The organism is Thermomicrobium roseum DSM 5159 (genome assembly GCF_000021685.1).
Taxonomy (GTDB): Bacteria; Chloroflexota; Chloroflexia; order Thermomicrobiales; family Thermomicrobiaceae; genus Thermomicrobium; species Thermomicrobium roseum.
In genome coordinates, this window is record NC_011959.1 from 208,737 (window position 1) to 234,239 (window position 25,503).

18 protein-coding genes are annotated in these 25,503 nt (G+C 64.7%); 3 read left to right on the plus strand and 15 right to left on the minus strand.

Annotated elements, in window-relative coordinates; all coding sequences use genetic code 11:
- Window positions 1-58: 58 nt before the first annotated feature.
- The 5 genes from TRD_RS00985 to TRD_RS14030 form a co-directional block, all read right to left on the minus strand.
- Window positions 59-1,045, minus strand: a complete 987-nt coding sequence (locus TRD_RS00985; protein ID WP_012641616.1) for an N-acetyltransferase — start codon at window positions 1,043-1,045, stop codon at window positions 59-61.
- Window positions 1,046-1,075: 30 nt separating this feature from the next.
- Window positions 1,076-1,687 (minus strand): recombination mediator RecR, encoded by a 612-nt coding sequence (recR, locus tag TRD_RS00990; protein WP_041436201.1) that lies wholly within the window; start codon window positions 1,685-1,687, stop codon window positions 1,076-1,078.
- 73 nt (window positions 1,688-1,760) lie between these two features.
- Window positions 1,761-3,998, minus strand: a complete 2,238-nt coding sequence (locus TRD_RS00995; protein ID WP_012641618.1) for an FtsK/SpoIIIE family DNA translocase — start codon at window positions 3,996-3,998, stop codon at window positions 1,761-1,763.
- A 49-nt stretch (window positions 3,999-4,047) separates the two neighbouring features.
- A complete protein-coding gene (locus tag TRD_RS01000) occupies window positions 4,048-4,686 on the minus strand; it encodes a uracil-DNA glycosylase (protein WP_041435876.1) in 639 nt (212 codons plus the stop codon).
- Complete coding sequence (locus TRD_RS14030; protein WP_012641620.1) at window positions 4,577-6,658, minus strand: exonuclease domain-containing protein; 2,082 nt, start codon at window positions 6,656-6,658, stop codon at window positions 4,577-4,579. The genes TRD_RS01000 and TRD_RS14030 overlap by 110 nt, the downstream gene beginning before the upstream one ends.
- Before the next feature lie 152 nt (window positions 6,659-6,810).
- On the opposite strand from TRD_RS14030, the gene ligA reads away from it, so the two are divergent.
- Window positions 6,811-8,898 (plus strand): NAD-dependent DNA ligase LigA, encoded by a 2,088-nt coding sequence (gene ligA, locus TRD_RS01010; RefSeq protein ID WP_012641622.1) that lies wholly within the window; start codon window positions 6,811-6,813, stop codon window positions 8,896-8,898.
- On the opposite strand, the gene pyrE is transcribed toward ligA, so the two are convergent.
- The 7 genes from pyrE to rlmD form a co-directional block, all read right to left on the minus strand.
- Window positions 8,893-9,516, minus strand: a complete 624-nt coding sequence (pyrE, locus tag TRD_RS01015; RefSeq protein ID WP_081433362.1) for an orotate phosphoribosyltransferase — start codon at window positions 9,514-9,516, stop codon at window positions 8,893-8,895. The two genes, ligA and pyrE, sit on opposite strands and share 6 nt — an antisense overlap.
- Window positions 9,441-10,769, minus strand: coding sequence for a calcium:cation antiporter (locus TRD_RS01020; RefSeq protein WP_012641624.1), 1,329 nt, complete (start codon window positions 10,767-10,769; stop codon window positions 9,441-9,443). The genes pyrE and TRD_RS01020 overlap by 76 nt, the downstream gene beginning before the upstream one ends.
- Window positions 10,770-10,778: 9 nt before the next feature.
- Window positions 10,779-14,015 (minus strand): carbamoyl-phosphate synthase large subunit, encoded by a 3,237-nt coding sequence (gene carB / locus TRD_RS01025; protein ID WP_012641625.1) that lies wholly within the window; start codon window positions 14,013-14,015, stop codon window positions 10,779-10,781.
- 2 nt (window positions 14,016-14,017) lie between these two features.
- Window positions 14,018-15,169, minus strand: a complete 1,152-nt coding sequence (carA, locus tag TRD_RS01030) for a glutamine-hydrolyzing carbamoyl-phosphate synthase small subunit (protein WP_012641626.1) — start codon at window positions 15,167-15,169, stop codon at window positions 14,018-14,020.
- Window positions 15,078-16,469, minus strand: coding sequence for a dihydroorotase (locus tag TRD_RS01035; protein ID WP_012641627.1), 1,392 nt, complete (start codon window positions 16,467-16,469; stop codon window positions 15,078-15,080). Before TRD_RS01035 ends, carA begins: the two co-directional genes overlap by 92 nt.
- A 405-nt stretch (window positions 16,470-16,874) precedes the next feature.
- On the minus strand, window positions 16,875-17,531 hold the full coding sequence (locus tag TRD_RS01040) for a Maf family protein (protein WP_012641628.1): 657 nt from the start codon (window positions 17,529-17,531) through the stop codon (window positions 16,875-16,877).
- Window positions 17,528-18,748, minus strand: coding sequence for a 23S rRNA (uracil(1939)-C(5))-methyltransferase RlmD (rlmD, locus tag TRD_RS01045; protein ID WP_012641629.1), 1,221 nt, complete (start codon window positions 18,746-18,748; stop codon window positions 17,528-17,530). Before rlmD ends, TRD_RS01040 begins: the two co-directional genes overlap by 4 nt.
- A gap of 422 nt (window positions 18,749-19,170) precedes the next feature.
- On the opposite strand from rlmD, the gene speD reads away from it, so the two are divergent.
- The gene (gene speD / locus TRD_RS01050; protein ID WP_012641630.1) at window positions 19,171-19,521 is read left to right on the plus strand and encodes an adenosylmethionine decarboxylase; all 351 of its coding nucleotides are present in this window, start codon (window positions 19,171-19,173) and stop codon (window positions 19,519-19,521) included.
- Complete coding sequence (gene speE, locus TRD_RS01055) at window positions 19,514-20,452, plus strand: polyamine aminopropyltransferase (RefSeq protein ID WP_012641631.1); 939 nt, start codon at window positions 19,514-19,516, stop codon at window positions 20,450-20,452. The genes speD and speE overlap by 8 nt, the downstream gene beginning before the upstream one ends.
- A gap of 150 nt (window positions 20,453-20,602) precedes the next feature.
- On the opposite strand, the gene TRD_RS01060 is transcribed toward speE, so the two are convergent.
- The 3 genes from TRD_RS01060 to TRD_RS01070 all read right to left on the minus strand — a co-directional run bounded on the left by TRD_RS01060 (window position 20,603) and on the right by TRD_RS01070 (window position 25,303).
- Window positions 20,603-21,868 carry an ATP-binding protein gene (locus tag TRD_RS01060; RefSeq protein ID WP_012641632.1) on the minus strand — a complete coding sequence of 422 codons (1,266 nt, stop codon included), beginning with the start codon at window positions 21,866-21,868 and terminating at the stop codon, window positions 20,603-20,605.
- A 110-nt stretch (window positions 21,869-21,978) separates the two neighbouring features.
- Entirely contained in the window at window positions 21,979-22,959 is a 981-nt protein-coding gene (locus TRD_RS01065) for an efflux RND transporter periplasmic adaptor subunit (RefSeq protein WP_012641633.1), read from the minus strand.
- On the minus strand, window positions 22,952-25,303 hold the full coding sequence (locus tag TRD_RS01070; protein ID WP_012641634.1) for an ABC transporter permease: 2,352 nt from the start codon (window positions 25,301-25,303) through the stop codon (window positions 22,952-22,954). Before TRD_RS01070 ends, TRD_RS01065 begins: the two co-directional genes overlap by 8 nt.
- Window positions 25,304-25,503 lie beyond the last annotated feature (200 nt).

Below are 25,503 nucleotides of genomic sequence, written 5' to 3' on the forward strand. Positions count from 1 at the left end.
TGCCGGAAGAATGGTAACAGGCTTCGTCACGGTGCGCGTCGTCGTCCTCCTCTTCGTTTCATGATCGTGTCGCGCGTTCCAGCACGGCGACCTTCGGTCGCTCGTGGTGGTAGAGCACGCGTGGTGCCTCAGCGAGTCCAGCCAGCCGGGCATGCTCGGCGATGGGAAATCCGGCGCGGATGCGTCGGATCGTATAGCGTGCGACCCAAAGCCGTGTCTCGAGCAGCGTGAGTCCCGCCTGCTCGAAGCGTGCGCGTGTGGCTCCTGCCTCATCGGGAAGCAGGAGCAGCACCTGATCGCGCGGGCGCGCGCAGCAAGCGAGCGCTGCTCCCACGATCGCGATAGCCTCGCTGGCGGCCTGGTCTTCCGCGACCAGTTCCACGATGTGCCAACCAGCGCGCGAGCGAACGCGGCAGTAGGCTCGTGTCTCACCGTCAGCTGTGAGCAAGTAGCCACGGATACGCCAGCCGGCTCGCTGCCCCACGTGCCAGGCCGCCCGGGTGCGTGCCTCGGCGAACTGAACTGGTCGTGGGGTGACGCGCTCGTACAGGCGCTGAACCTCCCATGCATCGAGCGCTTGCTGGTGACGAATGGTCAGCGACTGACTCGGCAGTGCGAGTTGCTCCCGCTGGCCGGCGAGCAGGTGTATCCGCCGGAACGGTGTGAAACCGGCTCGCTGCCACCAGGCGATGAGGTCCGGGTGCTCCGGAATCAAGGTGTGCAGGCGGATGACCCCGCGTAGACCAGCCTCCCGGGCCAGACGATCCAGCAAGCGCTGTCCCTCTTCTGCCCTCGAGACGACCAGGCGAGCGATGAACCAATGATCGCGTCCGGGTTCTGCGATGACTTGCGCGTAGGCTCGCTGTCCGCGCTCGTGGACGAACCGGCCGGTTGCTGCGCCGAACGCACTGCCGAGCAGTCCCCGAATGGGCGAGAGATGAAAAGCAGCTGGCAGTGCGACCAAATCACCGCGCAATGCAGCTGCCGGCTGATCGGGCGAGTCATCGGCGATCATCGGTGCGTTGTTGGCTCGCCACCAGAACACGCCAGGACCTCCTCCGCGCGCTTCAGAGCTTCAGAGCGCGCGTCGTCCAGCGAGCGCGCGACCCAACGTGATCTCGTCGGCGTACTCCAGGTCGCCACCCACCGGTAAGCCGCTGGCTGGCCGGGTCACCGTGACGCCGAGCGGAATGAGCTGGCGTGCAATGTACATGGCGGTCGCATCGCCCTCGATGTTCGGGTTCAAGGCCAAGATGACCTCGTTCGGCTGCTCTTGCTGGACCCGATGCACGAGCTCGCGGATCCGCAAGCGTTCGGGCCCGATGCCGTCGACGGGTGAAATGACCCCGTGCAGAACATGGTAAACGCCGTGGTAGGCACCAGTTCGCTCCAGGGCGAGGACATCGAGCGGGTCCTCGACGACGCAGATCGTCCGCTGATCGCGCGACGGATCAGCGCAGATCGGGCAGGGATCGACATCGGTCAAATTGAAGCACCGCGAGCAGAGCTGCACTCGCTCTTTCACCTCGATGATCGCCTGAGCCAGGGCGAGCGCGTCTTCCCGCGAACACCGCAACAGATGGTACGCCAGCCGTGATGCGGTCTTAGGACCGATTCCAGGAAGCTTCGCGAATTCCTCGATCAACCGAGCGATCGGCTCGGCTGGCCCACGTGCGCGCACTGTCACCTCGGTCGCCGTCAGGCAAAACGCGCGTTCACTGGTTTGAGTATACCAGAAGGGCCGGTTCCACTCGTCCCCATCACTCGTCACCGAGATAGACAACGCGGCCGCGCGCTCCCTCAGCCGGGCCGACTATTCCTTCAGCTTCCAATTGCTCCATCAGGCGTGCTGCCCGGTTGTAGCCGATCCGCAGTCGTCGCTGGAGGAGCGACGTCGAGGCTGTCCCGAGTTGGCGAACGAGTTGGCGGGCCTGTTCGAGCAAGGGGTCCTCGCCTCGACTCGTCTCCTGAATCGTTTCCTCGAGATCGAGCCAACTCGGGTCGTATTGTGGGACCGGATAGAGTTGCCGCCAGTGCTCGACGACGTATTCCAAGTCGCGGTCGTCGATGAACGAACCTTGTACGCGCAAGGGACGTGCCGCGTCGGGCGGAAGATAGAGCATGTCGCCGCGCCCGAGCAAGCGTTCGGCCCCGGGCATATCGAGGATCACCCGGCTATCGGTCTGCGAGGTGACAGCGAAGGCGATCCGCGCCGGCACATTGGCCTTGATCAGCCCGGTGAGGACGTCGACTGAGGGCCGCTGTGTCGCGATCAGGAGGTGAATCCCAGTGGCACGAGCCATCTGGGCCAGTCGCACCAGGAGTGTCTCGACCTCGTCCGGTGTCGTCAGCATGAGATCAGCCAGCTCATCGATGATGACGACGAGATAGGGCAAGGGCTCGAGCGATGGGTCTTCCTCGCGTCGCAGGCGATAACCTTCGAGATTGCGCACTCCCAGTTGGGCGAAAAGCTCGTAGCGTCGCTCCATTTCCTGCAGGACGCGTCGCAGCGCACCGACGACGAGTCCCATATCGGTCACGACTGGGCGCTTGAGGTGCGGCACTCCATCGTAACCAGCGAGTTCGACCTTCTTCGGATCGATCAACAGCATCTGGAGTTCGTCCGGCCGGCGCGTGAGCAGAAAGGTGGCGATGATGCCGTTGATGCACACCGATTTGCCGGATCCGGTCGCGCCAGCGATGAGGAGATGCGGCATGCGAGTCAGGTCAGCGACGACATACTCGCCGTGCACGTCCCGCCCGAGAGCCAGCGGGAGGCGTGCTCGAGAGCGCTGGAAGGTCGCCGATTCCAGTACCTCACGCAGGCCTACCGTGGAAATCGCGCTATTCGGGACCTCGATGCCCACGCGTGCCATACCGGGAACCGGTGCCTCGATCCGGATCGCTGGCGCAGCCAGCGCTAATGCCAGATCGTTCTGAAGCTCGGTGATGCGCCGCACCTTGACGCCGGGACCGGGTTCCAGGGTGAACAACGTCACGGCAGGACCGGGATAGATTTCGCGGACACGAGCGTCTACTCGGAAGTTTGCCAGCGTCTCCTGGATGATCGCGGCCTTGCGCTCCAGTTCTTCCGCATCGGGCAAGCTCGCCTCGTACCGCTGCAAGCGGCTGATCTCGGGAAGCACCTGATCCCCTGCAGCAGCCGGCGTGGCCGCGTTCGCTGCGACCGGTTCCGGCTCACCGGACGGGCGCTCTTGGACACGCTGCTGAGGGGAAACGGGCGTTCGGCGCCCACGCGAACGGCTCGCTGGTGTGTGGCGTGTCGCGATGACCGGTCGCGTCGTTTCGCGCTGGACGGTCTCGTCCGAGCGGCCGGACTCCGCTGGCGCTGGAGACGCGGGGAGGTCGACCGCGCGAGCGGACGATCTCCGCCGGACGATCTGCCCGGTTCGTCGCGCCGCCGTGAGGATCGTTCGCGCGAGCGTGCCGAGCTCGATACCAGCGACGAGCGTCGAGCCGGCCAGGCCGAGGGCCAGAGCGAGGAGCCCAAGACCGAGGTCACCCCCGATGAGCCGGAGGAGTGCTGCCACGCCGGCACCGATGTAACCTCCAGCCTCCTCGACCTGGTCAGCCGGGCGAGCGTCGAGCAGGGCGACGGCTGCGGAACCATACAGTGCGAGCCCCACGGCCCGGCGGACCGTGCCGGCTCGCGAGCGGGAGGCAACGAGTTCGAGGGCACCCCACCAGCAGGCGAGCGGCACCACGATCGCACCGCGGCCGAAGAGTTGCCGGCAGGTCTGGGCGAACCAGCCGGCAAGCCCAGTCTCGCGCTCGTGGCCGAAAAGCGCCAGGGTCAGGAGCACGCCGACCGTGGCGAGAAACAGCCCAGCGAGGTCACGCGGCAGGCGGCGCGGAACGAGTGCTGCCACCTGTGCCAGCCGGGTGACGATCGCGCGCAGGCGGCGTCTTTGGGAACCGGCGGCGAGCGGTGCTGTCTCCCCTCTGGTTCTCCGTTCTTTTGCTCGCTTCCGCGCCATCGTGTCCCCCTGCGTTCGTTCGCGTGTCCGTACGGAGTATAGCAGGGGGTCAGAACAAGCGCATCTGCTGTGCCTTTTCCTCGCTTTGCTGCGCCTCTACTGTGCGCGCTGCTTCAGCTCGGGCCTGGGCGATGATCTCGCGCAGTGCATCGAAATCCTTTTCGACGAGCTCCTTGAGCGCGGGCTGGTGCAAGGCAGCTGCGGGGTGATACATCGGCACCACGACAACGTCCCCGAACCGGCGCGGCTTTCCATGGATACGGGAGATCTTTTCGTTGGGGAACCAGCGTGCCATCGAATAGCGCCCGAGCGTCACGATGACGCTCGGACGAATCACCGCGATCTGCTCGTCGAGGTAGGGAGCACACGCAGCGATTTCGTCCGGGAGCGGATCCCGGTTCCCGGGTGGTCGGCACTTGACGACGTTCGTGATATAGACTTGTTCGCGTCGTAGTCCGGCTCGCCCGAGAAGCTCGTTCAAGAATTGTCCTGCTGCTCCGACGAACGGGCGACCCTGTCGATCTTCGTGGTACCCCGGTGCCTCCCCGATGAACATCACCTCAGCATGCGGATCCCCCTCACCTGGCACCGCCTGAGTGCGGGTCCGCCATAGATCGCAGCGCGTGCAGTGACGGACGCGCTCGGCGATGCTTTCCAGGAGTTCCCTCGCACTGCGTTCCTCGCTCACTGTCTGCTCCTCTCGTTCGTTTCGTCGTCCCGTTCTCGTCATCCACCGGGGCATGGACAGCGAAAGCCGACGCGGGCAGCGATCGACCGTTCCGCACCAGTGCGAGCCAGTCCACCGGATGCTCGAGGAAGAAGACGGTCGGGTCCTCCGCGTGCTCGGACAGCCAGCGCGCGATGATCACTGCGGCATCGAGCGAGTCCTGGTCGAGCGTCCAGGGAGCGGCCTGTTGGGCGCGTTCCCAGGCCGCTCCCAATCGGGCGGCCACGGCTGCATCGTGCTCGCGCGGATCGGCCACGACACGCGCCCAGAGTCGTCCGGCAACGATGAGGAGAAAGGCGCGATCGCCGGTCTCAGGACAGGGAGTGACGATGACGCACGGTCGTCCGCTGATCGTCTGGCGGACCAATCGATGACTGAACACGAGTTCCTCGCTGCGCCGCAGGAGATCGCGCAAGCGCGCTGCTCGTTCGAAGTCGAGTCGCTCCACCGCGTCAGCGAGAAGCTGTTGAGCACGTTCGACGACGACGCTCGTCTCGCCGCTGAGATAACGCAGCGCGCAGTCGACGAGCGCTCGGTACTCGTCAGGCGTCACGCATCCGGTGCATGGGCCGATACAGCGTCCCAGCGTCAGTTGCAAGCACGGGCGCCCATAGGAACGGGCATCCCGGAACGATCGGTGGCAGGTGCGCAAAGGGAGGAGTTGGTGGAGCAACTCGACGACCGAGCGGGCAGCAGCCGTGCTCCGAAAAGGCCCGACGTACACGGCGTCGTCATCGTCACGCTGACGAGCCAGCATCAGGCGCGGCCAGGGGCGACCGAGCTCGACCTTCACGTAGGGGTATGCCTCGTGATTGCGGAGTTGCGTATTGTACGGCGGCTTGTACCGCTGGACGAATTGACTCTCCAAAAGCAGTGCTTCTAACTCCGAGCCGGTAACGACCGTCTCGATCTCGGCCACCGATTCGAGCAAGCCGTCCATCTTGCGGGTGTATCCCAGTGGTTGACTGAAGTAGGAGCGAACTCGCTGTCTGAGATTGCGCGCCTTGCCGACATACAGGACACGTCCCAGCGCATCGCGCATGAGATACACCCCCGGAAGTTCGGGTGTGTCGGCCAGCAGGCGCTGGTCCAGGACTGCGCGCCCCCGGGCGACCGGCTCGACGACGATCGTTCGCCGCGTGGCAGCTGGCTGGAGGTCGCTCGGCGAGCGGTATCCGACCTGCTCGGCTCGCTCGACGAGGTGGAGATAGAGGACGGCAGTCGCTTCGGCATCCGGTAGCGCACGGTGACGGGTGCCCCGAGCGAGACCGATGGATCGACAGATCGCGTCGAGGTCGTAGCGGCCGTTTGCGGTGAGAAGTGCCCGGGCGAGCGGCAAGACGTCGAGTGCGGGATTGGGGAGCGGTCCCTGACCGATGCGCCGGAGTTCGGCGTTCAGAAAATCGAGGTCGAACCCCACGTTGTAGCCGATGACCGTGCTCTCGCCCAAAAAGACACGAAATGCGGCGGCCACATCGACGAACGACGGTGCCGTCAGCAGATCCTCGTCCCGGATCCCGGTCAGACGGACGATGTAGACCGGCAAGCGCCGATGGGGGTTGACGAGGACCGAGAAGCGCTCGACGCAGCAGCCGTCCTCGTAACGCACTGCGCCGATCTCGATGATGCGGTGCCGTGCTGGGCGGAGACCGGTGGTTTCGACATCGAGCGCGACGAACGAGCGAGGCCACCCCCTGCTGGGTACCAGCGGGCGACGTCGGAGTGCCCAGGTCCCATCCGGTCGACGGACGATCTCCGCGTCGGTCTCCAGCAATTGAGCCAGGAATGGTGCCCACAGCCGGCGGTTGCCGAGCGAGCCAAAGAGCCCCTCGATCAGCTGCTCTTCGCTGGCGATCCCTCCTCGCGCCAACAAGAGCTGCCGAGCTCGACTGCGGAGACGATCGTAGGCTGGCTCCACGGGCTGGTCGCTCATCCCGCACTCCTCGTCCCGCACCCCTGGTATGGTACCCGACCCACGGTCGACGGCTCATCCTGCCGACCAGCTGCTGCACGGAGAGGGCGCTGGCGTATACTCGCCAGCGCGATGGAACGCCAGACGCGAGTCAATAGCGAGGGAGGAACAGGATGGCGGAGCAACCAGCGCTGCAGGCGGATCGTGTCCCGCCGGAGGTTCGTGCCCGGGTCGAAGAGCTGCGGCGGCTCATCCAGCGCTACAACTACGAGTATTATGTGCTCAATGCTCCGACCGTAAGCGATGCCGAGTACGATGCGCTGATGCTCGAACTTCGGCGCTGGGAAGAACAGTACCCGGAACTGGTGACTCCGGATTCGCCGACCCAGCGGGTAGGTGCACCGCCAGCCGAAGGGTTCGCCACAGTCCAGCACGAAATCCCCATGCTCTCGCTCGGCAACGTCTTCTCCGATGGGGAAATCCGGGCATGGGCGGAGCGAGTGTACCGGCTGAGCGGTCGGCAGGATGTCGAGTTCGTGACCGAGCCCAAGGTCGATGGTCTCGCAGTCTCCTTGCTCTACCGAGATGGCGTACTGGTGCGCGGTGCGACGCGTGGAGACGGGTACACGGGAGAAGACGTGACGAACAACGTGCGGACGATCCGCATGATCCCGCTCCGCCTGTATCCCCCCGAGGGGGTTATCGTTCCACCTGTCCTGGAGGTGCGCGGCGAGGTCTACATGAACGTGCGGGACTTCGAAAGGCTGAACCGCGAGCGCGGGGAGCAGGGACTCCCGCTCTTCGCCAATCCCCGCAATGCGGCTGCTGGCTCGCTGCGCCAGCTCGACCCTAGCGTGACTGCTTCGCGACCGCTTCGTTTCGCAGCGTGGGATATCGGCCTTTGGGAGGGAACCGAGCCGCCCGCGACGCATCTGGCTACGTTGGAATTCCTCCGCCAGCTGCAGATTCCGGTCGTTCCCGATTATCGGCTCTGCCGTTCGGTCGACGAGGTGATCGCTGAGTGCCATCGTTGGCAGGAGCGTCGTGACGCGCTCGAGTTCGAAGCCGACGGAGTGGTGATCAAGGTCAATGACCGGGCGCTCTATCAGGCGCTCGGCGTCGTTGGACGCGAGCCGCGCGGGGCCACTGCGTACAAGTTCCCGGCTCATGAGAAGACGACCATCGTCCGGGACGTGATCTGGAGCGTCGGCCGGACGGGGAAGCTCACTCCGGTGGCAGTGCTCGAACCGGTCGAAATCGGTGGAGTCATTGTCGAGCGAGCAACGTTGCACAACGAGGAGGAGATCAGGCGACTCGGTCTGCTCATCGGTGATGCGGTCGTAGTGCAACGCCGAGGTGACGTGATTCCCAAGGTCGTCGCCACGATCCCGCAGCGGCGCGATGGCGACGAGCGACCGGTCGACATTCCGCGCCAGTGCCCAGTGTGCGGTGCTCATACCATTCGGCTAGAAGGAGAGGTCGATCGCTACTGCCCCAATCCGAATTGTCCGGCTCGCCTGAAAGCCTCGGTGCGCCATTTCGCCTCGCGCAATGCGATGGACATCGAGGGCCTCGGTGAGAAGATCTCGGATCTCTTCGTCGACCTCGGAATCATCCGCTCGCTGCCTGATCTCTACGAAATCGACTGGGCACGTGTCCTCCAGCTGGAAGGTTTTGGCCCCAAGAAGGTGGAAAATCTTCGAAAAGCCATCGAAGCGAGCAAGAACCGTCCCTTCGCGCGCTTCCTGTTCGCCTTGGGGATCCGTCACGTGGGGGAGCGCAATGCGCAACTTCTCGCCGACCATTTCCGCTCGATCGACCGGCTCATGGAGGCCACGATCGACGAGCTTCTGCAGATTCCGGGATTCGGTCCGGCCGTCGCCCAATCAGTCTTCGAGTTCTTCCGGGAGCCCAAGAATCGGGAGATGATCGAGCGGTTCCGCCGTCTCGGGGTGCGCATGGCCGAGGAAGAAGCGGCTGCGGTGGCTACCGTTCAGGGGCCGTTGGCGGGTAAGACGGTCGTGCTGACCGGACGGTTGGAGACGCTGACGCGCAGTCAGGCGGAGGAGTTGCTGCGGCGTGCCGGCGCCCACGTGACCGACAGTGTCTCGCGCAAGACCGACTACGTCTTCGCGGGCGCTGATCCCGGTAGCAAATACGTGCGAGCACAGCAGCTCGGTGTACCGATCCTGGGGGAAGAAGACCTCCTGCGCATGCTGCGCGAGTCGGGCATCGAAGTCGAGGCCGCCGCTCGTTCATGATGAGGCATGCCCCGGCAGCGCGGTCGTCCCTGGTTTGACCAGCGGGAGACCCTGCTGACACAAGGGGCATCGGTCCGGTGGCCAGTTCGCGATGTCCAGCCGGAGCAGCGCGACGGGCGGCACTCCCAGATCGATCGACTCGGTCGATCGATCGATGAGGACGGCAACCCCAACGATCTCGACTGGATGCTCGCCCACCGCGCGCAGCGTTTCGCGGAGCGAGCCACCGGTGGTCAACACATCGTCCACGACGAGGACGCGCGTGCCGGGTGAGAAACGGGTTCCGCGCCGAATCACTCGCCGGCTGCTCCCCTCGTGCTCGCGTTCCGCGTACGCTGCCTGGATGCCGAGTTGCCGGGCGCACTCGAAGGCCAGAAGGATGCCACCGGTCGTCGGTCCCACGACGGCGTCGATTCCTCGCCACGGTAGCCGCGCGAGGAGCTCGCGACACATCTCTTCCACGCGGCGCGGCCAGCGGAGCAGAGCGAACTTTTCGATATAGCGATCACTGTGACGGCCGGAGGCGAGGAGAAAATGCCCTGTCAACAGTGCGCCGACGTCGTGCAAGTCTCGCAGGAGTGTCTGGGCAGTCTGCTCGTCGGCGAGAACCTCGACCATCGCTCCCTCCTCCGATGGTGCCTGGCGGCTCGGACAATCGACTGGCTGCTCGCCCATGCTGCGCCGAAGGGTCGATCCGCTTCACCTATACTCGTCCAACCGGTGCGCGCTCCAAGCTCGAGGCGCGAATGAGAAACCGGGAGCTCCCGGTACGAAGACGTGTCGGGAACCCGAGTCGACACACGTGCCGACCGATACGGGTCAGACACGCAGACGGTGCCCTGGCCCGGTACTCGAAGAGCAGCGAGCATGGCAAGAAGGAACAGCCCACGGCCAGGCCAGCGTAAACCGCAGGCAGGATCACTCCTTCCAGCCAGTGCGAGCGCGATGAGTGTCGACACCAGCGCTGCGCCGAGCAGGGCGACGAGTTCAGAGACATCGAAGACGAGCGATAGCGGCCGGCTCGGCACGAGACGAGCGAAAACGAGAATGGACATCACGGCGAGCGCGATTTGCAAGGTCGATCCATAGCCGATTCCCAGACTGGAGTCCATGCGGTTCCGATGCGCCACCTGCACCGCGACGAAATGCTCCGCAACACTTTCGACGAGCAGTACCAGCACGACTCCGCCGAAGAACGCGAAGATGCCAGTCGCTGCGACGACCGGCTCGACTGCGCCGACGAGAACCTCGCTCATGAACAGGAGGCCGATCGTTGCACCGGCGAGGACGAGGGCTGCTCGCCGCAGTGGCCATGCAGTGTGCTCATGCTCGGTAACCGTCCCTGGAAGGCGCAGAGTGGCGAGCAAAGAGAGGGCGTAAAGCCCGGCGACGACGAGGGCGAGGCCGACGCTCATCCACTCGACCGCCTCACCCTGCACGGGGGTCGGTCCCAAGGTGAAAAGCCCGGGGGCGAGCAGAAGCACGACGGCGAGCATCATCATCGGCGCGCTGATTCCGGCAAGCTGGGCATCGAATTGCTGGAGACCATGACGGAGTCCGCCGACGAGAAGACAGGCTCCGAGTATGAGCAGGAGGATGGAACCAGCAAGCGAGGCCTTCACCAACTCGTGAAGGTCCGCCCGCAAGGCCGCCAACGCGATGATCAGCTCGGCAGCCTTGCCGAGCGTCGAATCGAGTAGTCCCCCGACCAGCGGGCCGGTGTGCGCCGCTGCTTCCTCCGTTGCTCGACCGAGCAGAGCAGCGAGCGGGACGAGCACCGCGGCCGAAGCCAAGAGGGCTGGGAGCGGCGGCGCGTGCAGGAACTCGAGCGCGAGTGGAACCAGAAGCAGCCCCGCGAGCCACCGGCGCATGATCCCCCCTCAGGCGAGGACAGCTTCGCGCGTCCGGTAGGCGGGGAGCGGTTGGACGGAAAAGCTCGTGCCGCCGCCGAGCAGAGCTCGCACGAGTGCACGGGCCGTATCCAGACTCGTGAGGCACGGAATGCCGCGCTCCACGGCAGCCCGGCGAATCAAGAAGCCGTCCTGGATCGTCCCCTCGTCGCGACCCGGGGTATTGATCACCCCGCGCACCTTTCGCTCGAGGATCACCTCCAGCACGTCCGGGTGCCCATGCCCGATGTGCGCGACTGTGAGTTCGACCGGTACGCCATGCGCCCGGAGATAGCGAGCGGTTCCCTCTGTCGCGACGAGCGGGTGACCGAGGGCTAGAAGGCCGCGGGCGAGTTCCACACCGGCGGACTTGTCGTTATCGGCCAGGCTCAACAGGACCGGGGCACCCCGTTCGATCGCAAGGCCAGCGGCGAGGAACGCCTTGGCCAGCGCAGCTTCGAACGTGCGGTCGATCCCCATCGCTTCGCCGGTCGACTTCATCTCCGGCCCCAGCTGCACGTCCACGCCCTGGAGCTTGGCCATGGAGAAGACCGGCGCCTTGACCGCGACGAGCGGCTGGCGCGGCCACAGCCCACCACGGTATCCCTGATCGCCGAGTGAGCGCCCGAGCAGAATCTGGGTGGCGACGTCGACCATCGGCACCCCGGTGACTTTGCTCAGGAAGGGGACCGTGCGCGACGCTCGCGGATTGACCTCGAGGACGTAAACCACTCCCTGATGGAGAACGAATTGGATGTTGATGAGACCGCGGGCAGCGAGGGCCAGCGCGATCTCGGTCGTGTACCGCACGAGCGTGTCCACGTGGACGGATGGCAATTCGACTGCGGGGTAGACCGCGAAGCTGTCTCCTGAGTGGACGCCTGCCCGCTCGATGTGCTGCATGATGCCTGGTACGAGCACTTCGTGCCCGTCGCAGAGTGCATCCACTTCCAGCTCGATTCCGTCTAGATACTTGTCGATGAGAACAGGCCGACCGCTCGCGAAGGCTCCAGAGGTGGCCAGATACTGCTCGAGGTGCTCTCGACGATACACGACTTCCATCGCTCGACCACCCAGGACGTACGAGGGACGCACCAGCACGGGATAACCGATACGCTCGGCAGTCTCCAGTGCCTCCTCCAGTGTCGTGACGCCTGCGCCCGGCGGTTGAGGAATGCCTAACTCGTGGAGGAAGCGTTCGAAGCGGCGCCGATCTTCGGCCAGATCGATCGCGTCCTGATCGGTGCCGAGAATCGGTACCCCAGCTGCTGCCAGGTCGGCCGCCAAGTTGATAGCGGTTTGTCCTCCGAACTGGACGATCACCGGTGGCAGCTGGTCGTACTGGCTGCTCGCCTCATGCCGGAGGACGTCGAGGACCGACTCGGCGTCCAACGGTGTCACATAGAGGCGATCGGATGCGTCGAAGTCGGTCGAAACGGTCTCGGGGTTGTTGTTGAGCATGATCGCAGCTACGCCGGCACGGTGGAGCGCCTGCGCAGCCTTGACGCTACAGTAATCGAACTCGATACCCTGACCGATGCGGATCGGTCCTGCGCCGATGACGACAGCCTTGGGAGAGTCGAGCGGGGGTGCTTCGTTTTCGTCTTCGTACGTGGCGTAGAAGTACGGGGTCTCGGCTGCGAACTCGGCCGCGCAGGTATCGACGAGCTTGTAAACAGGAGCGAGGCCGAGCGCGAGACGCTGAGCGCGGATCTCCTGCTCCGTCGTCGTCCGGAGGGCAGCGATCGTTCGATCAGCGAAGCCGAGACGCTTGGCTTCCCAGAGAAGTTCCGCCGTGAGTGGTTCACTCGCGAGCCGCTGTTCCATCTCGACGAGACGTTGGATGGCCCGGACGAACCAGGTGTCGATCCCGCTCAACGCGCTGACGTGTTCCGGTGTCCAACCGCGCCGCAGCGCTGCGGCAACTGCCCAGAGGCGCTGATCGGTGGGTATCCGGAGTGCCTGCTCCAAAGCGGATGGATCCTGCCAGCGAGAATCTTCCCAGGTGAGGTCGGTCTGATCGGTCTCCAGCCCACGTACCGCTTTCTGCAGTGCAGCCTCGAAGCATCGATCGATCGCCATGACCTCGCCGGTCGCTTTCATCTGGGAGCCGAGTCTCCGGTCGCCGTGCCGGAATTTGTCGAAGGGCCAGCGCGGAATTTTGACGACACAGTAGTCGAGTGCTGGCTCGAAGGACGCCATCGTCTTTCCGGTGACGGGATTAGGGATTTCGTCCAGGGTCCGTCCGATCGCGAGCTTGGCTGCGATGCGGGCGATCGGATACCCGGTCGCTTTGGAGGCCAGTGCCGAGCTCCGACTGACGCGGGGATTGACTTCGATCACATAGTACTGATCGGAGCGAGGGTCGAGTGCGAACTGGATGTTGCAGCCGCCGACGATACCCAAGGCTCGGATGATCTTGAGTGCGGCACTCCGCAACATCTGATAATCGCGGTCGCTCAATGTCTGCGAGGGGGCGACGACGATGCTGTCGCCGGTATGCACGCCCATCGGGTCGAGGTTTTCTATGTTGCAGATGGTAATGCAGGTATCGTTGGCATCCCGCATGACCTCGTACTCGATCTCTTTCCAACCGAGCAGGCTGCGCTCGACCAGCACTTGGCCGATCGGGCTGGCCGCGATCCCGCGTTGGACGAGGGTGACGAGTTCGTCTTCGCTGAAAGCGATGCCACCCCCGGTTCCGCCGAGCGTGAAGGCTGGACGGACGATCAAAGGTGGCGGGACTTCCTCTGCGAAGCGGAGCGCGTCTTCGACGCTGTAGGCAGTGAGGCTTTCCAGCACTGGCTCACCGATTTCGAGCAGCAGTTCCTTGAATAGTTGACGGTCTTCCGCCCGACGGATCGCCTCCAGCGGCGTCCCGAGCAAGCGCACGCCGTAGCGATCGAGAACGCCTGCCTCGGCCAGCGCGACCGCCAGGTTGAGTCCGGTTTGACCGCCGAGCGTCGCCAGCAAGCCTTCCGGCCGCTCGCGGGCGATGATGCGTTCGAGCACCTCGACCGTGAGCGGTTCGATGTAGACGGCATCCGCCATGTCTTCATCGGTCATGATCGTCGCGGGATTGGAGTTGACGATGATGGTGCGGATTCCTTCCTCGCGGAGAGCCCGCAACGCTTGACTTCCCGAGTAGTCGAACTCCGCGGCCTGCCCGATGACGATCGGACCCGATCCGATGACGAGGACGCTGGAAACCAACGGCTGCCGTGCCATCCTCATGCCCCTTCCCCAGCGAGCACGATCGGCCGCGCTGTGCGTGCTCGCCACCGCTGCTGGACGAGTTCGACGAAAGCGTCGAAGAGATCTTGGCTATCTTGTGGTCCGGGTGATCCCTCGGGATGAAACTGGACAGTCAGGACAGGAAGCGAGCGATGCCGGAGCCCTTCGACTGTTCCATCGTTCACATTGATCATCCACACTTGCCAGCCATCCTGCTCGGGTATGCTGTCGTGGGCCACGCAGTAGCCGTGATTCTGTGACGTTATACGCACCCGGCCGGTGGGGATCTCCTTGACCGGGTGGTTGCCGCCACGGTGGCCGAAGGTCAACTTGATCGTTCGAGCGCCGGCTGCGAGGGCCAGGAGCTGATGACCCAGGCAGATACCGAAGAACGGTATCCCCGAGGTGGCCAGAACGCGGACCGTTTCGATGGCATCGGTGGCTCGGGTCGGGTCACCGGGGCCAGGTGAGACGACGATCCCGTCCGGCTCCAGCGCGAGGACGGTCGCTGCATCGACCCCATAGGGAAGGACGGTGAGGCGTACAGCGCGGCGGAGGAGGGAGGCGATGATGTTGCGCTTGACGCCGCAGTCGATGAGGACGATGTGCGGTGCATCCGCTGGCCCGAAGGTCGCTGGCTCGCCGCGAACGGCTGGGACGACATCTTCTCGATCGGGCGTCCAGGCTCGCTGCGCCCAGGCAACGAGTTCGGCGTCGGTCAGGCCCGTGCGGTCGGGAACGAGGATCGCACGCATGGTTCCGTGCGTGCGCAGGTGGCGCGTCAAAGCGCGCGTATCGACATGAGCCAGCCCTGGTATGCCCCATCGCTCCAGATAACTGGCGAGCGTCTCGCGCGCCTTCCAGTGACTCGGACGGTCGCAGTACTCGCGGACGATCAGCCCGGCGGCCCACGGGCGTCGGGATTGTTCGTCCTCGTCACAGACACCGTAATTACCGATGAGTGGGTATGTCATGCAGACGAGTTGCCCATAAAAAGAGGGGTCAGTGACCACCTCTTGATAACCAGTCATGACAGTGGTGAAGACCGCTTCGCCCTCAGCCGGGCGGCGTGCTCCGAAGGGAGTACCCGGAAAGATCCGCCCGTCTTCCAGAACGAGTGCACCGATCCGCGAACGCTGTATCGACATAGGCTACCTTCCCTCCAACGATCGTGAGTCGGACGCGCCCACGCAGGGTCAGTCCGAGGAGCGGTGTGTTGGCACTGCGCGAGCGCAATGTCGCGCGCGTAACCTGCCAGGGTTCCTCAGGATCGAAGACGACGACATCGGCCGGGGAACCCGGCCTCAGGGTCCCTCCTGGCAGGCCGAACAGCGTGGCGGGACGACAGGAGAGGAACTCGACCAGTTCGCTCACCGTGAGTGCTCCGGTGCGCACCAGCCGTAGGAGTAAGGGGAGGGCGAGTTCCAATCCGATCATCCCGAACGCGGCTCGCTCGAGAACCGGCGGCTTGTCCTGCTCATGATGCGGCGCATGGTCGGTGGCGATGAGATCGATCGTCCCATCGCGTAACCCGGCGCGCAGGGCCAGGGCATCCGCTTCCGGCCGCAGGGGTGGGTTGACCTTCGCATTGGGATCGGGGCAGGGGCCGGCAGGAAACGGTTTCATCTCCCCGGCGAAGCGACGAATACCTGCGACCCACTCGTCAGTCATGAGCAGGTGATGCGGCGTTACCTCAACGGTGACACGGTTCCCCTCGCGCTTGGCTCGCCGCACCAGCATCAGTCCTCGAGCGGTGGTCAGGTGGAGCACATGGAGCCAGCCGCCGGTCAGGCGAGCAAGTTCGAGATCGCGAGCCAGGACGATTTCCTCGGCAGCAGCTGGAATCCCAGGGAGGCCGAGCTGCTGCGACACTCCCCCCTCGTGCATCACGCCGCCCGCTGACAACGTTGGGTCCTCGCAGTGCACCATGATCGGTCGCCCGAGTAGCCGGCTGAGCTGGAGAGCCTGGCGCATGACACGAGCACTCCGCGTGCTGTCACCGTCATCGGAAAAGCCGATCGCTCCGGCTTCAGCCATGCCGACGAGGTCGGCCAGTTCCTCCCCACGACGGCCGCGCGAAATGGTGCCGATCGGGAAGATGCGTACGGGGAGACTGCGCGCTCGCTCGACCAGTTCGCGGATCCGTTCCGGTGTATCGAGCGGCGGCATCGTGTTCGGCATGCAACAAATGGTCGTGAAGCCACCGGCCGCGGCCGCGACACTGCCCGTTTCCAGCGTCTCTTTTTCTGGAAAGCCGGGATCCCGCAGATGGGCGTGCACATCGACGAAACCAGGCGCGACCACGAGTCCAGCGGCATCGATCACGGTCGCTCCAGAAGGTTCCGGAACTCGTCCGCCGACCGCTCGAACCTGCCCATCTGCGACGAGGAGGTCTGCCTCGCCGTCGATCCCTTGACTGGGATCGACGAGACGACCGCCCCGCAGCACCAGCGCAGAACCCCATAAAAAAGGCCTCTGGATTCGGGCTGAATCCAGAGGCCCGCTCGCTCGCTCGATCCGAGGTTGTGGGCTACCGCTGCCGTGCACGCCTCTTCCAGTCAGTCGCGTTCGTACGCCATGCTCTCGACACTCGAGTGTCAAGTATAGTGCGTGACCAGACGCTGGTCAACCCCGCTGCTGTGGCGGCGCCCGATTGCTGGTAGACGGGCCTCCTCGATCTCACCGGAGCGTGCGATGAGACCGTTCCCTCGCCTGAACGCGGGCTTACCGACGCTCGTGACCAGGCGGCGGACTGCAGGATCCGGCATTTACCCGTTGGCGTCTTCGCTGCCTCGTGGTGCGACCATCACACCGCTGGCCGCCTCAGTCGCCTCGTTCCCGCAGGCATCCATGCTACTCCCTGTTGGCTGTGCGCGAGGTGACTTCTGCTGGTGCGAGAGGACACTGCTGGCAGACCGGCGGGAGAGTACGCTCGTCTGGTGTGGAGACTGGAAAACCGGCTTGCTGGAGGAGTCGCCAGGTCAGCCAGATGGAGAGACCGACTACGTTGCAATAGCAGCCGCGCCAGCTCTCGACTGGGCGTAGGTCGGGATCCTGAATTGCGTAGCCTCCCGCTTTGTCGAACGGCTCACCGCGGGCGATGCTGGCCGTGATGTCCTCGTCGCTGTACTGGCGCATGAGGACCCAGGTCGTGGTGTGATCGACCCAACGGCGACGACCACGAGCGAGCGCGACAGCAGTGATAACTCGGTGCCAGCGCCCACGCAGGAGGCGCAACATGGCATGTGCTTCCTCCGCGCTCTCCGGCTTACCAAGTAGCCGGCCACGAAAGACGACGACCGTGTCAGCTGCCAGTACCCAGTCGCCCGGCCGCCGGGCGGCGACGACCGTGGCCTTGTGACGTGCCAATGCGCGGGCGATACGCTCCGGATGGGAGTGCCGTTCCGGGAGCGGCTCGTCGATCGCCGCGGGATCGACGACGAAGGGGATGCCGAGTACGGCCAAGAGCGCACGCCGGCGCGGCGAGGCCGAGGCGAGGACCAGCGTCACGGCGTTCCCTCGGCCAGCTCCAGTGTCGCGACCGACTCGATGTGGTAGGTCTGTGGGAACATGTCGAGCGGTGTGACATCGAGTAGTCGGTAACCGCCGTCGACGAGCTTCCTCAGGTCCCGTGCGAGCGTTGCCGGGTCGCACGAGACGTAGATGAGTCGAGGTGGTCGCAGCATCAGGACACCGGTGAGCGCCTCCGGCGCGCAACCGACACGCGGAGGATCGAGGATGACGACATCCGGCCGAACGGCCAACTTGCCGAGCACGTGCTCGACCTTGGCTTGCACGTACTCGACGTTGTCGAAGGGATCGAGGTTGACTTGCGCATCGCTGACGGCCGAGGGAGACTCCTCGATCCCGATCACTCGCGCGACGCGTGGGGCGAGAAAAGCGGCGAAGGTGCCGACACCCGCATAGGCATCGACGACGACCTCGTTCCCCGTCGGAGCGATCCGTTCCAAGACGAGCTGGATGAGGCGCTCGGCGACCGCAGTGTTGGTCTGGAAAAAGGACGAGGCCGAAATCCGGAAGCGATGCCCGAGCAGACTTTCGTGGTAAGCGGGTTGGCCGGAGGGAATCGTCGGATCGATCGCGCTGACGTCCGGATGCACCAAAAGCTCGCCAGTATTGACTCCGTATCGGACCATGAGCTGGTGCTTGACGTGTGCTCGTTCCTGGAGGCGCCTCAGGACCTCGTTGATCGCTGGATGCATGATGAGGCAGCGATCGATGCGGAGGAAGCGGTAGCCATGGCCGGGGCGCGAGATGTACCCGAGGTTCCCCTTGCCATCGACCGAGAAGCGAGCGTGGTTTCGATAACCGTACGGCTGCGGCGAGGGGACAGTGGGCAAGACAGGCGGATCGTCGAACTTGCCGATGCGGCGCAACTGCTGGCGCACGACGGCCTGCTTGAGCACGAGTTGGTATTCGTAACGGATGTGCTGCCACTGGCATCCGCCACAGATACCGAAGTATGGGCAGGGAGGATCGACCCGCTCCGGTGAAGCGGTCCGCACCTCGATGACGCGCCCGAGCGAGTGGTCCTTGCGGTCCTTCTCGATCGCGACGAGTACGTCTTCGCCAGGAATCCCGTACTCGGCGAAGACGATTCGACCGTCTTCGCGCCCGATCGCCGCGCCCTGGTAAGCCATGTCCTCCAAATGGAGCGGAACGGTCCGTAGGGTGCGTGGTGTCGGTAATGTCTCCCCCATCGGCATCCTCCCTCCTTGGAAAGTGTAGGGAATCGTGGAGAGTGCGGCTACCTCATGCCCGAGTGGGCAGCCGGGAGTGGGCGTCGCGGGCTGCTCTCAACGGTATGGTGGGGAGACACCGGATGCGCAGGAGTGGCGATCTTTCTCGGCAGCGAGCACCAGGTGTGAGAGCATTGTGACGGTTCCGCCTGGAGCGATGCGGCGCCGCATCGTGCCGTCCGCGCCGCGGATCGGTCGGTAAGGGGGCACTCGCGGCACTGGATCGAAAACGGCAGGATGGTGCGTTGCCAGCGGGAAGACATGATGCCAGGCTCTCGAGGGGTTGCGTTCAGCGATCAGCGGTGCTAAACTGGAATGTCGTTGCCCGTTGGACTGGGCACGGTCTGTTGGGGGGTGATCGTCTACAGCTAAATGGAGGTCCGTGGGGAGTGAAGAGCCTGGGGCGACACGTCATTGTCGAACTCTGGGGTTGCCAGAACATCGACTCCCTGCAGGCAGTCGAAGAGGCCATCCGCGATGCAGTCGCGGCAACCAATGCGACGTTGCGCGACCTGCAGGTTTTTCCCTGGGAGCCGTACAACGGAGTGAGCGGCATCGCGATCCTGTCCGAGTCGCACCTGAGTATCCACACGTGGCCGGAGCTCGGGTATGCGGCGGTGGACGTCTTTACGTGCGGCGAGCACACCAATCCGGAAGCGGCGATCCCGGTCCTGCGGGAGCGGTTCCGGCCGCAGCGGATGGAAGTGATGCAGGTGAGTAGGGGGATGATCGTTGATTGACGGTGGGCTCTGGCATACCGATGATCCGGAAGTCCCGAGCCAGCGGGTCTTCCTGCAGGTGAGGGATGTTCTGTACCGCGGCACATCTCCGTTCCAAGAGATCGCGGTCATCGAGACCGTGCTCTTCGGCCGTGCCCTGGTACTCAACAACGTGCTCCAGACTGCGGAGCGCGACGAATTCTGCTACCACGAAATGCTCGTGCATCCGGTGATGATCGCCCACCCGGCACCGCGCCGGGTGCTGATCATCGGCGGGGGTGATGGTGGTGCCTTGCGGCGGGTACTCCAGCACCCCGTCGAGCAGGTCACGATGGTCGAGATCGACCAGCAAGTCGTCGAGGCCTGCCGCGAGCATCTCTGGAACATTCATCGCGGTGCCTTTGATGATCCCCGCGTGGAGCTCCGTTTCGAGGACGGTTTTGCCTACGTCGAGCGGCGTTCGGCGACCTTCGACATCATCATCGTCGATGGCCCCGATCCGCTCGGCCCGACACCGGGTATGGTTCTCTTCTCGCCGGATTTCTACCACGGGCTCGCCGACATGCTGGCCCCAGGGGGGCTGGTCGTGCAGCAGACCGAGTCACCGATGCTGCTGCCGATCCAGACCGCAGCCACGCATCTCCATTTGCGTGAGGTGCTGCCTATTGTCCGCACCTATTTGACGACAGTGCAATCGTACGATAGTTTCTGGAGTTTCACGGTCGCCTCGCGCGATGTCGATCCGGCCGCTCTCGACATCGAGACGGTCGCCGCTCGTCTTCGGGAGCGCGGCATCGACGATTGTCAGTACTACTCTCCGGAAATCCACTGGGCGGCTTTCCGTCTACCGCCGTTCCTGCGCCGCTTCATCGAGGACTCGATCGCTCTCGGGCGTCCGGCTGATTCTCACCCGTTGTTGCCGGAAGCTGCGGCCCGGCGAGCGACCGCGTGATTGTCGACCATCGCTTTCGACGGGGGTACGGTGCGACGCACCGTACCCCCGTTTCGTTTGCGCTCTGTTCTCCTTCCCGAAACTGATCTGGACCTGCTGCGCTGATCGCTCGCGGTCGCTCGGCAAGCAGCTCCTCTATGGCGCGTGAGCTTACGGATCGATGAAGTACGAGCGACACGCACGGTCGATCAGGTCGGGCGTCAGACGGGGCTCCTGGCCGAGGTACCGAGCTGCACCGATCAGCGCGCGTAAGAGATCTCGGGGATGACAAGCCCGCAACTCGCGCTTGCCGACATAGTAGGTGCGGAGGAGGTAGGCCAGTCCGCGCTGATCGAACGGGACACCCAGCTCCGCGCACTGCCGGCGGAAAATTTCCGCAAACTGTTGCACTGTCGGGTTCGCGAGGTGGATCTTGTTCGGGATACGACGGAGAAAGGCTTCGTCGACGAGGTCGGTCGGTTGCAAGTTCGTCGAGAAGATGACGAGTCCCTCGAAGGGAACCTCGACCTGCTTACCGGTGTGTAGCGTGAGAATATCGATCCGTTGCTCGAGAGGGACGATCCAGCGGTTGAGCAAGGCACGCGGTGGCACGCGTTGCCGACCGAAATCGTCGATCAGGAGCACGCCATTGTTGGCCCGGAGCTGGAGCGGTGCCTCGTAGAGGCGATTGCGTTCATCGTAGATGAGATCGAGCTGCTCGAGGGTCAGTTCTCCACCGACTTGAATGAGCGGGCGGGCGCAGAGCATCCAGCGACGGTCACTGGTCGGCTGCTCGGGTAGAGGATGGTGGTGATGGCGATCGAAGACGCGGATGATCTGCGTGTCGACGAGAATCGCGTGCGGGATGAAGACCGCACCGCCGTACATCGCGACGACACGCTGTGCCAGTGCAGTCTTGCCGTTACCCGGTTTGCCGAAGAGGAAAATGGCCTGCCCGCTGTTCAGAGCCTGGCCGATCTGATCCAGCACGCTCTCGGTGAAGACCAGTGGCCCGAGAGCTTCCTTGATCATCCTCGGTGTCACGGAGAGGTGACGGAGACTCTGCGCTGCGACGATCTGTCGATACTGCTCGATCGGAACCGGTGCTGGGCCGATGTATCCGTTGCGTGCCAGGAACTCCTGAGCTCGCTGGTGACCTTTGCTCGTCAAGGCATAGCGGTAGCCCAGTTCGCCGATCCCGTTGCTTCCGGTGATCTCGACGAGTTCCTCGCGCTTCGCTTGACTCAGGGCCCGTTCCAGGAGGCCAGCGAACGGCAGACACAATGCTTCGACGAGTTCGCGAGCGGTCTGGGTACCATGGGCGTAGAGGAACTTGAGGGCGAGTTCGAGGACGAGTTGCAGATCCAGCCCTGCCTCCTCCAGGCTCGTCGGTTGGGCTAGCACTGGAAGGCTGCTCGTTTCGATCTGGATCGCCATGGTGAACGATGCCTCGTCCTTCCGCGTCGACTTCCTCGATAGGAGTATCGGCGAGAGGAGATCGTTGCCGTAGAGGGACTCTCGTCCTGCCGTGGTCTCGTTCCGTTTTCTCAGTTGCCAGCAGGAAGGAGGACCTGTTCACCTTCGGCGAGTCCTGCCGCAATCTCGACGAGTCCACTGCTCCGCAGGCCGAGTGTCACCTCGCGTTCCTCCCGGCGCCCATTCGTCACCACGGTCACGAAGGCGCGTTCCCCAACAGTGCGGATGGCCCGCTCGGGGACGACGAGAACATCGTGGCGTACGATCGTGTCGAGGTGGATCGTGGCAGTCATTCCGGGCCGCAGGTCGCTCGCGGTCTCGGCGAGCCGGATGAGAAGCGGAAAGCCGACGATCCCAGCCTGCTGGGTAGCACTTTCTCCTCGTCCGACCACTTCCCCGCGACCCTGCCAGCCAGGCAGCGCGTCGACCGTCACGCGAACTGTCGTCGCTTCGGCGAAGAAACGAGCATCGACTTCGTCGATCGTCGCGGAAACGCCGAGAACGCTCGTGTCAGCGAGCCGGGCGAGGATACTGCCAGTGGTGACCGGTGCCCCTTCGCTGACGAGGAGTTCGGTGACGATACCGTCGCTCGGTGCGAGCACATATTTGTCTGCCAGTCGGCGCGTCACCTCATCGAACGCGCGTGCCGCCTCGCGGCGTTGTTGCTCAGCCCGTAGTCGAACCTCGAGTGGTGCATCGGTCGCTTCCGCTTGGCTGAGCGTCGCCTCAGCCTGGAGAAGTTGCTGCTCGGCTTGGGCTCGACGAGTCAGGAGCGGTGTGTCATCGAGCACAGCGACGATGTCGCCGGCCCGAACGCGATCTCCAGGTGCAACGGCGAGGAGGCGCACGCGTGTCTCGTAGCTGGCGCGAAGCGGGAGCGTACGCAGGGAGACGAGGCGTCCCGGCACCTCGACGGAAGCGGTCAAGTCAGCCCGCTGGGTTACCCAGACCGTCTCGCTCGGCCGTCTGAGCCAGAGCCACAGTCCGGCAACGACAGCGACCGTGACGAGTGCCAGGATGATCGGTATCGAGCGACGGCGTCGCTCACTCATAGCGGAGGACCTCGACAGGGCGGAGTCGGACAGCGAGCAGAGCCGGGATCAGGACGGCGAGTGCGGTCGTGAGTGCGACCGCTGCGATGAGAACGAGCACCACGGTCGAGGGAAGCGCGAGCGGGATGGCGAAGAGCTGGCGGCTCACCAGCGCGAGGATATTCACGGCGAGCAGAAAGCCAACCGGAACAGCCAGTAGTGCGCCGAAAACGACGATAACCAGCGTTTGGCCAGCCAGGAGCAGCACGAGCGTCGCGCGCTCCGTCCCGAGCGTCCGCAGGATGCCAAACTCGCGGCGGCGCTCCGTGAGATCGAGGAGCAGCGCGTTGGTAATTCCGAAAACGGTCGCGATAGTGATGACGAGGACGACGATGCGGGCCAGGATGGTCAAAACGGCCAGCACACGCTCGGTCGCGGCGCGATCTTCCGCCATGAGAAGCGTGAGCGGGCGCAGCGTGCGAGCGTACTGCTCTACGGTCGTCAAAGAGTCGCTCGGTCGAACGGTGTCCCAGAACCGAAGGGCGTAGAGCGCTGCTCGATCGTCACGTCCGAGGAGCCGAGTGAGGATCTGGTGATCCAGGAAAACCTTGCCGATGGCCGTTGCCCCCAGATAGGTGCTTTCGTCATCGACGATTCCGCTGACCTGAATCGGGAGACGCTGTCGGCCGAGGTCGAGGGGGAGAACGTCACCCACTTGGGCGTCGAGGCGCCGAGCCAGATTGCCAGTGATGACCGCGCGGGGGGGATAGGCAGCGGGTGCGTCGTCGAGCCACTGACCAGCCAGCATCACCGGCTGGTAGACGCTCGTCTTCGCTGGAAGCCCCCAGACGTCGGTGCGGACCGATCCGATCGCGCCGGATGTCAGGACCCAGGGTTCCGCGGCACGGACAGGAGGGCTGTTCGCCAACCGGTGTGCATAGGTGGGTGGAACCGGTGGGTTGGTCAAGAGCCAGGCATCTGCCCGATAGCGATCGTAGAGCGCAGCGATACCGGCACGCAACGAGTGGTCGACGATCTGGCTGGCGAGGAGCGCAGCGAGTGCCACAGCCGTCACCAGGACAGTGAGTGCCGCGCGGAGTGGGCGGCGGAAGGGATCGCGGGTACTCATGCCGAGAATGGGAGAGCGCTGGGCCAACCAGCCTGTCGAGCGGGTCAGCCAGCGCGGTGGATCGCCCGGTGCCCGGGTGTCGCCGCGGAGGAGCTGAGCGGCTGGCGTTCGCGTGGCGTGGAGGATCGGGCCGAGTGCACCGGCCACCGCGATCCCGAGGCCACAGCCGAGCGCGAGGAGCACGCTGCTGGGTGCGACTCGGAGCGGTGGGAGTACTAGCCCGGCAAGGCCGGCCAGGTACGCGGTCAGGACGTACCCACCGGCTGTCCCGGCGAGGAGGCCGACCACGCTTCCAGCCGTGCCGATGACGATGTGTGGTGCCAGGTAGGCGCTGACGAGTTGGCTCCGCGTGGTGCCGAGGGCGCGCAAGGTGCCGAGTTGGGGGCGTTCCTCCGTGACCAGCCCGATGGTCGTGTTGGCGACGATGAAGAGTGCTGTCAACGTACCGAGTATCGCGAAGGCGCGCAGAAGGAGAAGCAACGTCGCGAGTTCGCGGGCACCGAGGAACGAATCGGGGTCGCGGACCGTCCAACCGCTGCTCGGGATCTGGCGTGCTGCGAGGAACCGCTGGAGTTCGCTCGCTACTCGACCGGCGAGCGCCGGATTGTCGACACGGACCAGTAACGTGTTCGCTGCCTCGCTGCCAGTCCACTGGCGTAGCGTGCGCAGCGGCACATAGGCTGTGAACTGGTCGAGGAGCGTCGCACTGGGGCGAGCGGGAACCCAGGCGAAGCCGCTCACGCGCGCATAGTGAATCGGATCACCCGGGTTGGCTTGGAAAGCGACGAGCGTCCCGATTTCGATACCGAGCAGGTGTCGAGCGGTGACGTCGAGGACTACCTCGCCCCGCTCTGGCCACCGTCCGGCGACCAACTCGGGACGGTCGAGTGCCAGTTGGTCGAACCGCTCGATGCCGACGAGTCGGACAGCCCGCCAGCGCCCATCCACGGTGAGGCGACTCGACTGAATGAGGCGCGACTCCGCCTCGAGAACACCGTCGCGTCTCGCCAGCGCTGCGACGAGGCCGGGTGTCAGGCCATGAACGCTCGCGACGATATCCGGCTGTCCGGTCGCCGCATAGGTCCGCTGCTGCGCCTCGATCAATGCCAGACCAGCACTCCGAATGGCGACGACGGCGAAGACGGCGAGCGCGATGCTCGCGCCAGCGAGCGTTGCGCGGATACGGCGCAAACGGAGGGAGCGCATCGCGAAGGCAGCGAGCAGCGCGATCGGCACGTCCGAGCCAACCTCTCCGCTGGCGGATTGTACGCGATGTGGAGAACCGGCCGACGCTCGCTCACCCGGTCGTGGCCCTGCTCGTCGACACGATCGCCTTCGCTGATGCCTGAACCGATGCGTGCGGGATCGCGCAGCGGCGATGATCTCGAGGACGGGCGGATGTGGGGCGTCACTCGAGTGAACGACAAGGGGTCTTG

Coding starts and splice junctions, on each gene's coding strand:
- carB (WP_012641625.1), bottom strand. CDS start 14,015: ATGGCACGGCAGCCGTTGGTTTCCAGCGTCCTCGTCATCGGATCGGGT.
- rlmD (WP_012641629.1), bottom strand. CDS start 18,748: ATGCCGATGGGGGAGACATTACCGACACCACGCACCCTACGGACCGTT.
- TRD_RS14030 (WP_012641620.1), bottom strand. CDS start 6,658: ATGAGCGACCAGCCCGTGGAGCCAGCCTACGATCGTCTCCGCAGTCGA.
- TRD_RS01020 (WP_012641624.1), bottom strand. CDS start 10,769: ATGCGCCGGTGGCTCGCGGGGCTGCTTCTGGTTCCACTCGCGCTCGAG.
- carA (WP_012641626.1), bottom strand. CDS start 15,169: ATGTCGATACAGCGTTCGCGGATCGGTGCACTCGTTCTGGAAGACGGG.
- TRD_RS00995 (WP_012641618.1), bottom strand. CDS start 3,998: ATGGCGCGGAAGCGAGCAAAAGAACGGAGAACCAGAGGGGAGACAGCA.
- ligA (WP_012641622.1), top strand. CDS start 6,811: ATGGCGGAGCAACCAGCGCTGCAGGCGGATCGTGTCCCGCCGGAGGTT.
- TRD_RS01065 (WP_012641633.1), bottom strand. CDS start 22,959: ATGAGTGAGCGACGCCGTCGCTCGATACCGATCATCCTGGCACTCGTC.
- TRD_RS01060 (WP_012641632.1), bottom strand. CDS start 21,868: ATGGCGATCCAGATCGAAACGAGCAGCCTTCCAGTGCTAGCCCAACCG.
- pyrE (WP_081433362.1), bottom strand. CDS start 9,516: ATGGTCGAGGTTCTCGCCGACGAGCAGACTGCCCAGACACTCCTGCGA.